Here is a 13,839-nt window from a genome sequence, read left to right on the forward strand (position 1 = left end):
ACCCAAGCGAAGGAATTTGAACGAACGCCGTATCTGTCCCGACGATAAGACTGGAAAGCCACGCACTTCAACCCTCAATCGGGGGCGCCGAATCGATCCGGTATAGCCATGCAATGAAATAAGTAAAATCCGAGAATGCTGGAGTGGAAAAATCGGTCAATCTCCGGAGAAGATATGGCTATCTCGAAAAAGCGTTTGAAGGCGATGCCGGGGTTTGCCTAGCGTAAGCCGACTCGAGGCAAAGACAAAAATACGCGACGCAGATAAGCTAATGCGGGGATAGAGTTTACGCGAAACCAGTGAAGTTTGGCTGCTGCGCGTTATCGGCAACAGATTGGAAGCTCTCCGAATTCCGGTTTAGGCTCGCGATGGTTGCAATGATAGTCCAATCGCACTCGTTGTAACCTTTGCTCGGCCAACGTGAGCAGACCTTATGGTGGGCAACATGGTGTTCGTGCTCACGACTCCGACTAAGGGGTCTTTGAGGGGCATGTGCTTCGCCAAGGAGCAGACGAATGGTCTAATTGCACCACCCCTTGCAACGCGAACCCAGACAGACCGGAGTCCAACACCAACGCCTCCGTGCATAAGGCGCCGTCGAGACCATCTCCAGTATGGTTGGTCGTGGGCACGTCGCTGCCTCAGGCGGCAGACCTCAGGATGTCTTGTGGCATTTGAGGATCGACGAAGGTCAGCGAATGCGATGTGCCACAGGTGAGCGAGTAATCGGTGCAAGAAGCGTCTCTTGATTTTAACTCGCATCAAGCAAGGAGTGGAGCGGTTGCAGCCCGCTGGGAGATACTGAGACAAAGGTGAATCGATTGTTGCACGGGCGCGTGGCGTTGGATCCAAACTGATTGCCGTTCCTAAGCGATAGATAAACCGGCGCGCGGGAGCGAATTTTCTCAATACGAAATCTGGGAGCATTCGAATGGCGACAATTAGCACCACGTCCCCGCGAGCACGCGGCATGACGAAAGACGAACGCTTCATCATCCTCGCATCGTCGCTCGGCACCGTTTTTGAATGGTACGATTTCTATCTTTACGGATCGCTCGCCACCATCATCGGTGCGCAGTTCTTCAGCGCCTATCCGCCAGCGACACGTGACATCTTCGCGCTTCTCGCATTCGCTGCCGGCTTCCTGGTGCGGCCGTTCGGCGCCATCGTATTCGGTCGGGTCGGCGACATCGTCGGCCGCAAAAACACCTTTCTCGTCACCATCCTGATCATGGGTCTGTCGACCTTTATCGTCGGCCTGCTGCCAAACGCCGCGACGATCGGCATCGCGGCTCCGATGATCCTAATCGGACTGCGCCTACTGCAGGGTCTTGCGCTTGGCGGCGAGTACGGCGGCGCGGCCACTTACGTCGCGGAGCACTCACCTCCGGGCAAGCGTGGCTACTACACCTCGTTCATTCAGACGACCGCTACGTTCGGTCTCTTCCTGTCACTGCTTGTAATCCTCTTCACCCGTACGATTTTGGGCGAAGCCGACTTCGCTGTCTGGGGCTGGCGTATTCCGTTCCTCGTGTCAGTTATCCTGCTCGGCGTCTCCGTCGTCATCCGGCTGAAATTGAGCGAGTCACCCATCTTCCAGAAGATGAAGGACGAGGGCAAGACGTCGAAAGCCCCGCTAACTGAGGCCTTTGGTAACTGGGGCAACGCCAAGATCGTGCTGGTCGCACTGTTCGGCGCCGTGATGGGCCAAGGCGTAGTCTGGTACACCGGACAGTTCTACGCACTGTTCTTCCTGCAATCGATCTTGAAGGTCGACGGCTACACCGCGAACCTACTGATCGCGTGGTCCCTGTTGGTGGGTACTGGCTTCTTCATCGTCTTCGGCGCGTTATCGGACAAGATCGGGCGCAGGCCTATCATCCTTGCAGGCTGCCTGATCGCAGCGCTGACTTATTTCCCGATTTTCCGCGTGATCTCGACCAACGCCAACCCGGCGCTGGAAAAGGCCTACGAGACGGTTAAGGTTCAGGTGGTAGCGGACCCAGCGAAGTGTGGTGACTTGTTCAATCCAGTCGGCACCCGTGTGTTCTCCGAGCCCTGTGATACGGCACGCGCGTTCCTCGCCTCGTCGTCGGTGAAGTACTCAACCGTCCCCGGTCCCGCTGGCTCGCCGGTCAAGATCGTCGTCAACGACAAGGACGTTCCGTACACCGACGCAAAAGCCGCCAACCCGGTGATTACCGCGGCCATTCTGGCTGCGGGATACCCGAAGGCGGGCGATACGGACATCGTCAAATTGTCGAATCCATTCGACATTTTCCGCCCGCAAGTTGCGACACTCATTGGACTGTTGTCCATCCTGGTGATCTTCGCCACCATGGTCTACGGTCCGATTGCGGCGATGCTGGTCGAGCTGTTCCCGACCAAGATTCGCTACACCTCGATGTCGCTACCCTACCACATCGGCAACGGATGGGTCGGTGGCCTGCTACCCGCGACCTCGTTCGCAATCGTCGCGTCGACCGGCGACATCTACTCCGGTCTCTGGTATCCGGTAATCTTTGCGGCGATGACCTTTGTGGTCGGCGTGATGTTCCTGCCGGAAACCAAGAACGTCGATATCACAAAAGATTAGCTTTGCAGTTGCCTTCTATGAAACTGCTTGAGCTATGGGCAACCGAGATTCGAAGATCGTGGGTTGCGGACCGCGTCGGTTGAAGAGACGCTTGGGTTATCGACTGCTTCGCTTCGGGAATACGAGCAGCGGATACTTCCGCTGTTCAAGCAAGTGCGTGTTGCGGCGGATGCTGGCCAGTTCCTAGAACGCCTGCGCTCGGAGACGAGTAGCGCAAGACAGGTTGAATGCGACCCGCGATCCCGGCCCGTGGCTGGGCTAGCGATCCTGGGCCGCAGGTGGAGGGTACAGGATCCCAAGGCATCGTTTGACGATATCCACAAACGCGACGCAGGGGACTACGCTCAGCGCTCATAGGACCTCATCGAACCTTGCGCGGATCGTTCAGATCACCACCCATATTCAGAGTCATGGTGATCAGGTCGAAACAAATGTCATCAATAAGCCAAAGCCCAGACGCCGGACGGCGAAAGCTGAGCTCTCGGCGGAATGGGCGCGGGAAGGGCGTCGCGTCTGGCTCGGGCGGCCCTGCTTAAGCGCAAGTTTACGACCCGCAACAGTGTGGGATCCAACAACACCGCGGGGTACGGACCCTGCATTGCATGTAACGCATTCCGACAGGCCGGTCGCAGATCACTGCGCTGTCGAACCCGAGCTCTTGCGATCAATTCAGGAAGTGGCCTTGTGCAAAAGCTGTCCCGTTTCCGGATGCAACGTTCTTTAGTTTACTTATGAGAGGCTTTGCGATTCCTGAGCGAACCTAGGGTAAAGTCCACAAGGGATTTTTCCAAGCTCTCAATGCTTCAAGAAATACATGCAGCCTTGAAGGCAGGAAATTTCTTGTGGGGTAGACGGCATGCACTTCGAGTTGCTTGGAAGTCCAGTCGGGCAGCAACCTTACGAGTTCACCTTTTCTGATCTTGTCGTTGCAATAGGTCGAAGGCAAAAAACCGACGCCGTGCCCTCTATAAACAAACATACTGACTGATTGGAAATCTCGGCTCGAAATGGGGCCCGAGACGCGAATTCCAGCGCGTTTGCGTCCATTCAGCAATTCCCACTCGGCTTCGTTATTCTTGCCATTCAGCAAGACACACTGATGCAGCTCGAGGTCTTTGGGTTTGGTTGGAGGTTTGCGATCTTTCAAATATTCGGGGGAGGCGACCACATAGCGGACCTGGCTGCCAATCTTCTTCGCAATCAGCGTCGAATCGCTCAACTCGCCAAAGCGAATGGCGACATCGACATTTTCAGCGATCAAATCCAGAAAAACGTTGGTGATGAAAAGATCGATCTTGATGCTCGGATAACTTTTCAGAAAATCAGAAATGAAACCGAGAAATGGGTCTTGTCCCAGAACCACCGGCACGGAGATCTTGAGTGAACCTTCCGGCTTCCTTTGGGTCTGCGTCAAAACGCGTTCCGCGTCGAACAGGATGTTCAGCGGTTCACTGCATTGATGGAAATAATCTCGGCCTTGTGAAGTGAACGCAAGCTTGCGCGTCGTCCTTTGCAGCAGCGTGACACCCAGTTCCGATTCGAGCGCCGCAACTTTCCGGCTGACTGTGGAAACCGGCATGCCAAGGGCGTGTGCAGCGCGACTGAAGCTTCCCAGCCGCGCGACCTTCACGAATACAGCAATGTCATTCAAATCAGCCATTTTTTCGATTGTTCCATAAATGGAAATGTAATTCCAGATATTTGCGGCTAATCAAACCGGCCCGCTGCGCCCATGTTGGTTTTGGAAGAGCGAAACCCCTGAAGAGGAGAAGGTCATGCCAACTAATGTTTTATACAGAACCAGCGCCACAGCGACCGGAGGCCGTGTTGGCCATGCTGCCACCCCGGACGGAAACTTAAAGGTCGGCCTTGCCAGGCCCAAGGAACTGGGTGGCGACGGTGCTGTGGGCACGAATCCGGAGCAGTTGTTCGCTGCTGGCTATGCTGCCTGTTTTCTCAGCTCAATGCAGTTCGTTGCTACGCAAGGTGGGCCGAAGGTACCTGGCAACGCGAACGTGAAGGCAACTGTGGGAATTGGCCCGCGCGCCGAAGGCGGTTTTGGCCTTGAGGTTAGCCTGGCGGTTTATCTCCCCGGGTTGCCAAGGGCTGATGCTGAAACTCTGGTCCAAAAAGCCCACCAGATCTGCCCTTACTCAAACGCAACGCGTAGTAGCCTCGACGTGCGCCTGGACATCGTTGAAGCCCAGTAAGGTTTCGAGCGGAAGGATTCAGACATTTGAATCCATTAATGACCAACCCAAACAAAGGAGAAAATTATGAGTAAGACAGTTATCGTAACAGGTGCTTCCCAGGGTATCGGTGCAGGTGCCGTTAAAGCATTCCTCGACAAGGGCTATAACGTCGTCGCCACGTCGCGTAGTGTTACCAAGTCGAAGGAGTTGTCGTCGTCTCCCAAGCTCGCGCTGGTCGACGGCGATATCGGCGATGCATCTGTGGCAGCGAAGGTCGCCGAAACCGCAATCAGCAAGTTCGGTTCTATCGACGCGCTGGTCAACAATGCCGGCATCTTCTTTCCCAAGGCCTTCACCGATTACACGGGTGAAGATCTGAAAAAGCTGTCGTCAACGAATTTGGAAGGCTATCTTTACATCACCCAGTTTGCCGTGAAGCAGATGCTGACCCAGAAATCGGGTGGCAGTGTTGTCGGCGTTACGTCGTCGCTGGTTGAGAATCCGATCGCGGGCCTGAATGTTTCGGTGCCGATGATTACCAAAGGCGGCCTCGATGCCATGACCCGCAACCTGGCGGTCGAATACGCGAAGCAAGGAATCCGGTTCAACACGGTTGCGCCAGGCATGGTGGATACGCCTCTGCACAAGGACGATCCGCACGAGTTTCTGAAGACTCTGGCACCGTTGGGCACGGTTTCCAGCGTCAAGGACATCGTCGATGCTATCGTCTATCTGACCGAAGCCCAGAATGTTACTGGAGAATCGCTGCACGTTGATGGCGGCGCGCATTCCGGGAGATGGTAGGCGCGGAAGGCAGCCTGTGGGAGTTAGCTATCCAACTCTCACAGGCGTCGGTGCCTTTCGGCGCTTATGTCGAGGTTGTCCAGACCGGCGGTGTCCTAAAGATGTAACACTCGAAACACACTGTTTCCTCAGTCGAAACAGTGGACAATTGATCGATTGGACTCCAGACGTGCGACGGGCGGCGCCTCTCGCACTTCAAAATTGGCTTGTGCCCAGCTTGTTGCCGCTGTCTTCCTTTTCATGGGAGCGGCTATTGGCACCGTGTCGGGCGGCGGTAAGAAGGGCGCACTAACACGCGTAAAAGCAACTAAAGGTGCGGACCCATCATCCGATTCGAATTCTCCGCGCAAAGAAGATGATGATGGAGATTCGCGATCCACTGACGACCTGAAACTGTGAGATTCAGAAGCTCTATTCCATCGCCGATATGCATGGAGACGTAATTCCAAAAAAAACCGGGATACTTGTCGATAAGGTCTGCGGGAGACGAGTATCCAAGCTGGCGATTCAGTCCAATTTCCTCGAATTCATAAAAGAGCGCATTCGCCTTCTTTGGATACATCGGGTCACCGAGTTGACCTATCAAATCAGCGGCCTGTACCAGCTTCGGCTCTAGTCCCACAGTTTCGACTGTTTGATCTATGCTGGCAGGAAAACGGGTGAGTTCGATTGCCCGTGCGACGCGCTCCGCGTCTACAAAGGGAGACGTTCCAAGCCGCTCCAACGCAAACATCTTGGATCGGTTGACGTGGTAGGGTGTGAGTGCAGCATCTGAAGCTCCACGAACGAGCGTTATCTTTCTTTGCTCCTCGTCGATCACAAATTCCGTTTCGGTATCTCCATTCAGGATACCTCGAACATATCCGATGTCGTGCAAAAGGCAGGCACAGATTAGATGGCTATAGTCGTCAGGTTCAATTCGATGGGACAGTGAAAGTCCTTGCAGAATGTCGCGACCAACCAACGTAACAAGAAACGTGTGCTCCAGATTGTGATAGAGCGCGTCGCTTCTTCCGAGGCATTCAATGGTGCTACGGGCCAAGGATCCTAGTCTCTCGGCTATCTCCTCGTACCCCGGGCCGAAGATTTTACGGAAGTCCTTTCTCAGGAACCTGCTCAGATTCTTCGCTGCTGATGCCGTGATTGTCTTCACAGGCGCACCCCCAACCTACCGCGCAGTGGTTTCCAACGTTATCAGCTTCGTAAGGCGCTTCAAGCCTCTGGATGAAGATGAACTATTGGGCGCACGTCTTCGGGAGGGGTTTCGACGCAAATCGAGCGATCTGCCGCACAGATTAGCCTCTCGATTTTATTCGTTTGATCGCGATTGATAAGGACATGGTTCCGTGAGCGAAAGAAACCAACCTCAATCGCTCAAGCAAGGAAAGCCATTATGCCGCTTCTGAGCTTCGACTTTATCGGGGGACGCTCGGAATCTGAACTCAAGAAGATCCTCGACGTCAGGCATGAGGCGTTGCTCGAGGCCCCTCCAGGTACCGAAACACGATCGGAACGCTTTACTCGACCAACATCACACCGGACAAAGACACTGGCATCAGCAGTTACAGCGATGAGGATTTCCTGAATGCGGTTCAGCGCGGCATCCGCCATGACGGCGCGCAGCCTTATCCGGCGATGCCGCGTCGCTATGACACAGTTGAGACCGAGCGCTCGACCAGTTTGAACCCGGAAGTCGCTCGTGGTGACTTCCGGGTTTGGCCCTTCGCGGAATGATCGCTCCTCCCGTTCTCTCGATATGCCGACGCCTTTTACGCGATTTGGAAGTCGATGATGCGTGGAGGGGACGAAAGACCCATCTCTTTCGCCGATAAGAGTATCAGGTTTATTCGTTTGACCCTCACGATCGCGGATGATCATTTAACTACAAAGTACATGTCACTTCGACGTCTGCTAAGCAGCAACGTACGCTGAATCTCTGAGCATGACACGATATTGGCGCAACGTTAATCGCCGCCAGCGGTAGTGGCGAAAAGGTGCCTTTGTTACTGAGCGCGATCGACCTCATCCGATATCGAGCGAGCTATCGGCAGCGAACGAAGCCCCAAATGATTTTGCTCCGCTCCGTCTGGTCCCGCATCGACAGGTTCCTCGCAGCCATTCTGTTGACGGTTGCTTTTGCGGCCGTGATGCCGGCTGGCGGCGATGTGGCGGAGGCCGTTAGCTGGCTGGCGGATGGCGCTATCGTGCTGCTGTTTTTCATGCACGGGGCGAAGCTTTCGCCCGAAGAGGCTCTAGTTGGGGCGCGGCACTGGCGGCTGCACGTAATGGTGTTCCTGAGCACATTCGCGCTGTTTCCGTTGCTTGGAATGTCCGCGCGCTTGCTCGCTCCAGGTTTCCTCCCCGGGCCATTGTGGGCCGGGTTGATTCTGCTCACCGCGTTGCCCTCGACCGTGCAGGCGTCGATCGTTTTCACGTCGGTGGCCGGCGGCAACGTGCCGGCGGCGATGTGCAGCGCGACCGCTTCGAGCCTGTTCGGCGTTTTCCTGACTCCCCTGATCGCCGGTTTCTTGCTCACCCAACACGGCCTCGAGATTTCCGCGCGCGCGGTCCTTGGCATCGTGGTGCAACTGCTGCTGCCTTTCGTCGCCGGTCAGCTGTTGCGGCCGTGGATCGGTGCCTATCTCACGCGCTATCCGTTCGCGCTCAAGAGCGTGGATTACGGCTCGATACTGATCCTCGTCTATTCGGCTTTTAGTCACGGCGTTGTGGATGGTATCTGGCATCAGATCGATGCGGGAGATTTGATGAAGGTCGCGCTCGTTGATATCGCGCTGCTCGTCTCCGTGATGACCATTTTGATCTTTGCGAGCCGGCGGCTCGGCTTCTCGCGCGCCGATGAAATCACCATCGTCTTTTGCGGATCAAAGAAAAGCCTCGTCAACGGCATCCCGATTGCCAGCTTGCTGTTCGCCGGGCATGCCGGGCTCGTCGTCATCCCTTTGATGCTGTTCCACCAGATGCAGCTCATGGTCTGCGCGTCGCTCGCGAGGCATTACGCAGCGCGCGGGGTCACGGCGAGTGATCCGCTTCCAGCTCGCCGCTCCCTCTGAAGCGTGTTCAGAAGGTGCTCGCCCGCAGGCGTAGGCGTAACTCCGTGGTTGGTGCGCGTGAGTAGACGCAGCTATAGGCGTTCTTCGAGCCGACGAACCGATTGGCTTAAGGCTGACTGCGACTTCACAGCTTGGCCACCGCCCGCGTGAAGCTGCGACAGCGGCGAACATCGCGAGGTCGCTCAGTTCATAAGCCTGACTAACAACTTCGCGCGCGATTGCCAATCTTAATCGACTGCTTGCTACCAATCCATCTCACACCACATCATCGACGGCCAGAGCCGCTGAGGGCGCTGGGCCTATCCGGTTCGATAAGAGCCGCAAGATGTGCATGGGGAAAGCTGGGCGTCCTGGAGGTGTCCGGGCTCGGCTTATACCTCTGCTGCAAAGCGAAAGGGATAGGGGAGAGCGGTATCTAATTTCCCACCGCTGTGGGGCGATGTGCGCTCAGCGTCCGAGTCGGGTCATTCTCGACTAAAATAGGCCGTTTGCATCAGTCCGATCTACACTGATGGCGACAGTAGAGCGGACGTCCCGTTCGGCAGCTTCGTGCGAAAAAGCAAAAGTCACCCGCCTCACTCAAGGCTACCTAGCGGTGAAGTGACCGGCACATTGCAGCAATCCGCTGCGGCTCAGGCCGGTTGCGATAGTCTGCATCGACATGCGCGTAGACAATATGGCCTGAACGATCAATCACGAATGTCCCAGGTATGGGAAGTATCCATCTCCCATCGGCATTTCGTTTCTCGAGATCGAGACCGGAACTCTTCAGCAGATTCTTCGCAGCATCATCCATCTCAAAGGTAAGACCGAACCGTTCAGCAACCTTGCCACCATGATCGATTAGGACTGGAAATCTTGGGCCTTCGGGGCTGGGACCGTCAACGGAAGATGGTGCGGCCTCTGGTGACACCGCAATCAAGGCAGCGTTGGCGTCGGACAGCTGCGATTGAATTTGGAGCAATCCGCGGAGATAGATATTACAGTATGCACACCAGGTGCCGCGATAGAAGACTACAACCAGAGAAGAGAATTTGCCGTGCGCCAGATGCTCGGCCAGTCTCCATATCCCCGCCTCTGCCGTTGGCAACGAAAAGGTAGGTGCCAGGTCGCCGACCCCAATGGTGTTGGTTCTCGCGCTCAACGCCTCAATAGCGGGACCTATCTGGCCTCCAAACAGGAGGTTAGATTGCTCAGCGCCTCGTCGCGCGATCAGTTTATCGGTGAATTCAGCAAGGGAAGGAGCAATGAGGACGGCAGACCCGGGGTATTCGCTCATGTTTCCCGCTCCGTGGCTATTTCTTGCTCAAGGTTGGAGCATCAACCAAATCAATATGGACTTCAACTCCGCATAGCGTGTTGTGTGTGCACGGCTTAAACTCCGTTGTCTCAGTCTGAGCGTTTGTCTTCCGGGCTACCTTGGAAGCCGACATGGTACAGTGCAGTCGTCTTGTAGCAACGGTGCAACACTCGGAAGTCGTCGCTTTATTCGATTATCTCGTCAGCGAGCGCCAGTAGATTGGGGGATACTGTGATGCCGAACTGTTTCGCGGTCTTGAGATTGATAACGAGTTCGTAAGTTTCCGGCTGCAAAATAGGCAGATCGGCGGGCCTGGCGCCTTTTAGGATTTTCCCTACATAATTTCCGCATTGGCGAAACGCATCTGGAAGCTTCGCGCCATAGCTCATTAATCCACCTGCCTCTGCATACTGCCGCAAGGGATAGATCGTAGGTACCGCAAAGCGGTTCGCCAAGTTCACAAGTCGGTCCTGCCGACTGATAAGGTAACCATCGGCGGTAACAATTAACGCTCCGATCTGCTGCTGAGAAAGCGTCGGGAAAACACTGTCAAGCTCTGCGTCGTTACTGGCGCCAAGAGTGACAAGTTGCAGGCCAAAGGGTCTTGCTGCCACTTGCAGGTCATTGAGCTGAGGCTCAGCATTAGGATTGATCGGATTGACGAGCGCCGCGATTACCGTAGCTTGTGGTACCAGTTCGCGCAACAACTCCAAATTCTTTGCTCCCAATCTAGTGAACATGACTGCAACGCCGGTGACGTTAGTCGTGGGCCGGCTAATGCTTGACACCAGCCCTGACTTGATCGGATCACTGCCGCTCAGGAAAACGATCGGGATCGACTGAGTAGCGGCCTTTGCGGCCAAAGCGGCAGGCAGAAGTTCTGCTGCGATGACCGCTACCTGACGGTCGACCAAGTCTTTCGCCAGCGCAGGAAGTTGATCGTATTCGCCGTTTGCGGCGCGATCTTCGATGCGAATATCAGGGCCATCACTGATGCCGACTTCAACCAGTCCTTTCCTGAAGGCAGCCGTCAATGAAGGCGGGGGAAGCGCCCCTTGGTGCAGGAAACCGATAACCGGTCGCCGCTGCTGTGCATTTGCTTTAGCCAGAAGGGCGGTACCGCCAAGCGCGGTCAGGAAATCGCGTCGCCTCATGTCCCACTCCCAACCGAAGAGGCAAGCCATTGCAGACCACAAGCTAGCACATTGAAATCAGGTGGCTACGAAACTTCAACGCCGGAATTGATCACCTCACGGCGCTCTTACGCGACTTGAAAGTCGATTGTGTGGAGAGGACGAAGAGACCCATCTCTTTCGGCGATAAGAGTATCATGTTTATTCGTTTGACCCTCGTGAACGCGGATGATTATTTTGGCTGAGACAACTGTCACTTCGACGTCAGCTAGACAGCAACGTACGTTGAGTCTCTGAGTTTGACGCGATATTGGCGCAACGCTATTCGCCGCAATTGCTGGTGGCGAACGGGTGCGCCTTCGCGGCTGAGCGCGCTTGATCAGATGTCGAGTTCGATAATGTTTGAGTCTGGATGTCCTTGCGCCGCTGACTTTCTCTGCTGCCTGACATGCAAAGCATGAATTTTCCTTTAAGCAAATAAACAAATAAGCCGATCTAAACACCCGTCCGAAACAACGTTTTGTACCGAGGGGAAGAACATGAAGCTGAAGGCGCCCCGCTACCGTTCCGCACGGTTTGTTACCCGTCTCATGTGCAAGTCGGATGTAGCGGGGCTCGCGATCGCGATCCTTGCGGCGATTTGCTTTGGAACAAACACGTCGGCGGAGGAGGCGGGCGGCCAGGCGTTGTCGCCTGAACGCATCCGATCCATTACGTCGGCAATCGACGGTGAGGCGATCATAGCCAACGCGAAAACGACCAAAGACTGGTTGAGTTATGGTCTCGATTATTCCGAAACTCGCTTCAGCAAGCTGAACGAGATCAATGCGGGAAACGTAAAAAATCTCGGTCTTAAGTGGGCTTACAATCTCGAGTCTGTGCGTGGTGTCGAGGCGACGCCGCTCATTGTTAACGGAATTATGTATGTATCGGCGTCATGGAGCGTGGTTCATGCGATCGATGTGCGTACTGGAAAGCGGATTTGGACCTACGATCCCGAGGTGCCGCGGACGGGCGGTTACAAGGGTTGCTGCGACGTTGTGAACCGGGGAGTCGCTCTCTACAAAGGCAAGGTCTTTGTCGGATCGTACGATGGCCGGTTGGTCGCGATCGATGCGGTTACCGGAAAGAAGGTCTGGGAAAAAGATACCATCATCGATCACAGCCATTCCTACACTGTTACGGGCGCACCGCGCATCGTGAAAGGAAAGGTGCTGATCGGCAATGGCGGAGCAGAGTTCGGCGTGCGTGGCTACATTACCGCCTACGATGCGGAGACAGGTGAGCAAGCCTGGCGATGGTTTTGCGTACCCGGTGATCCGAGCAAGCCCTACGAAGATGCGTCGATGGAAGCGGCGGCGAAGACTTGGGATCCTGCCGGAAAATACTGGATCAATGGCGGAGGCGGTACGCCGTGGGACACGATGGCGTACGATCCGGACCTGAACCTTCTTTACGTCGGAACCGGCAACGGAGCTCCCTGGAACCGCAAGCTGCGAAGCCCCAGCGGCGGTGACAATCTATATCTGGCGTCGATCGTCGCGTTGAACCCCGACACGGGCCAGTATGTCTGGCACTACCAGGAAACGCCGGGTGACAATTGGGACTATACGTCGACACAGCCGATGATCCTCGCCACCATCCCGGTCGGCGGCCAGCCGCGCAAGGTCATCCTTCACGCGCCGAAAAATGGTTTCTTCTTTGTCATCGATCGGACCACCGGCAAATTTATCTCGGCAAAGAACTACGTGGATGTGAACTGGGCGACCGGTTACGACGCGAATGGAAGACCGATCGAAGTGCCGGAAGCCCGGGGCGACAAGTCGTTCGATGCGATCCCTGATCCACACGGGGCCTCTAACTGGCATCCGATGTCGTACAATCCGATAACCGGCTATGCCTATCTTCCAGCGCAGAATATTCCGATGAATCTGACGGCGCAGAAGGAGTGGAAGCACAACGCCAGCGTTCCCGGCAATCCAATGAGTGGATTGGGCTGGAACCTCGGCTATTATATAAATGTGACGCCGCCCAAGAGCCAGCCTTTCGGCCGCTTGATCGCATGGGATCCTGTGAAGCAGGAGCAGGTGTGGAAGCAGGATTACGCGTCTCCGTGGAATGGAGGCACGTTGACAACGGCGGGTAATCTCGTTTTTCAGGGGACGGCTGACGGTCGCTTCGTTGCCTATAATGCGAAAACGGGTGAGAAGCTCTGGGAGTCTTCGACGGGCACGGGCGTCGTCGCCGGGCCGGCGACCTATGAAGTCGATGGTACTCAATACGTCTCAGTGGCGGTCGGATGGGGCGGCGTCTACGGCGAGAGCGCGCGCGCAACCGACAAGGAAGCTCCGGGCACGGTGTTCACCTTCGCCATCGGCGGCAAAGCGCCGCTCCCTGAGTTCAAGAAGTATCAGAGCGCAGGTCTGGTACAGGGCGTAAAGTACGATCCAGCTAATGTCGGTCCTGGTACGCTATTGTATGTCAGCCACTGTGCATTCTGTCATGGTGTCCCAGGCGTCGACAACGGTGGGAATATCAAGAATCTTGGCTACGTCCCGGCCGAGGAAATCGCCAATCTCAAGGACATCGTGTTCAAGGGGCCGTTCTTGGATCAGGGCATGCCGGACTTTACGGGCAAATTGTCCGAGGACGATGTCATGAAAATCCAAGCTTTCATCCAGGGGACGGCAGACGCAGTTCGACCGAAGAAATAGCATTTCTCCAGGATCTGTTGTCGACCGCC

9 protein-coding genes are annotated in these 13,839 nt (G+C 55.6%); 5 read left to right on the plus strand and 4 right to left on the minus strand.

The features are described from left to right. The first annotated feature begins 931 nt into the window (after positions 1–931). Positions 932–2,596, plus strand: a complete 1,665-nt coding sequence (locus BUA38_RS29240; RefSeq protein WP_072823439.1) for an MFS transporter — start codon at positions 932–934, stop codon at positions 2,594–2,596. A 760-nt stretch (positions 2,597–3,356) separates the two neighbouring features. Here the strand turns inward: BUA38_RS29240 and BUA38_RS29250 are convergent. After that, positions 3,357–4,256 (minus strand): LysR family transcriptional regulator, encoded by a 900-nt coding sequence (locus BUA38_RS29250; RefSeq protein WP_072823443.1) that lies wholly within the window; start codon positions 4,254–4,256, stop codon positions 3,357–3,359. 115 nt (positions 4,257–4,371) lie between these two features. Here BUA38_RS29250 and BUA38_RS29255 point away from each other — a divergent pair, with 115 nt between their 5' ends. Together BUA38_RS29255 and BUA38_RS29260 are read left to right on the plus strand one after the other, a co-directional pair. Further along, positions 4,372–4,806, plus strand: a complete 435-nt coding sequence (locus BUA38_RS29255; RefSeq protein WP_072823445.1) for an organic hydroperoxide resistance protein — start codon at positions 4,372–4,374, stop codon at positions 4,804–4,806. Positions 4,807–4,872: 66 nt separating this feature from the next. Further along, positions 4,873–5,592 carry an SDR family NAD(P)-dependent oxidoreductase gene (locus tag BUA38_RS29260; RefSeq protein ID WP_072823447.1) on the plus strand — a complete coding sequence of 240 codons (720 nt, stop codon included), beginning with the start codon at positions 4,873–4,875 and terminating at the stop codon, positions 5,590–5,592. A gap of 307 nt (positions 5,593–5,899) precedes the next feature. Here BUA38_RS29260 and BUA38_RS29265 read toward each other — a convergent pair whose 3' ends face one another. Next, the gene (locus tag BUA38_RS29265; protein ID WP_072823449.1) at positions 5,900–6,745 is read right to left on the minus strand and encodes an HD domain-containing protein; all 846 of its coding nucleotides are present in this window, start codon (positions 6,743–6,745) and stop codon (positions 5,900–5,902) included. A 913-nt stretch (positions 6,746–7,658) separates the two neighbouring features. Here BUA38_RS29265 and BUA38_RS29270 point away from each other — a divergent pair. Further along, on the plus strand, positions 7,659–8,663 hold the full coding sequence (locus BUA38_RS29270; RefSeq protein WP_072823452.1) for a bile acid:sodium symporter family protein: 1,005 nt from the start codon (positions 7,659–7,661) through the stop codon (positions 8,661–8,663). A gap of 589 nt (positions 8,664–9,252) precedes the next feature. On the opposite strand, the gene BUA38_RS29275 is transcribed toward BUA38_RS29270, so the two are convergent. Both BUA38_RS29275 and BUA38_RS29280 read right to left on the minus strand, forming a co-directional pair. Continuing rightward, positions 9,253–9,942, minus strand: coding sequence for a peroxiredoxin-like family protein (locus BUA38_RS29275; protein WP_072823454.1), 690 nt, complete (start codon positions 9,940–9,942; stop codon positions 9,253–9,255). A gap of 206 nt (positions 9,943–10,148) precedes the next feature. Continuing rightward, positions 10,149–11,117, minus strand: a complete 969-nt coding sequence (locus tag BUA38_RS29280; protein ID WP_072826527.1) for an ABC transporter substrate-binding protein — start codon at positions 11,115–11,117, stop codon at positions 10,149–10,151. A gap of 569 nt (positions 11,118–11,686) precedes the next feature. Here BUA38_RS29280 and BUA38_RS29285 point away from each other — a divergent pair. Next, positions 11,687–13,810 (plus strand): PQQ-dependent dehydrogenase, methanol/ethanol family, encoded by a 2,124-nt coding sequence (locus tag BUA38_RS29285; protein WP_072826528.1) that lies wholly within the window; start codon positions 11,687–11,689, stop codon positions 13,808–13,810. Positions 13,811–13,839 lie beyond the last annotated feature (29 nt).

The sequence above is a fragment of the Bradyrhizobium erythrophlei genome (assembly GCF_900142985.1).
Taxonomy (GTDB): Bacteria; Pseudomonadota; Alphaproteobacteria; order Rhizobiales; family Xanthobacteraceae; genus Bradyrhizobium; species Bradyrhizobium erythrophlei_B.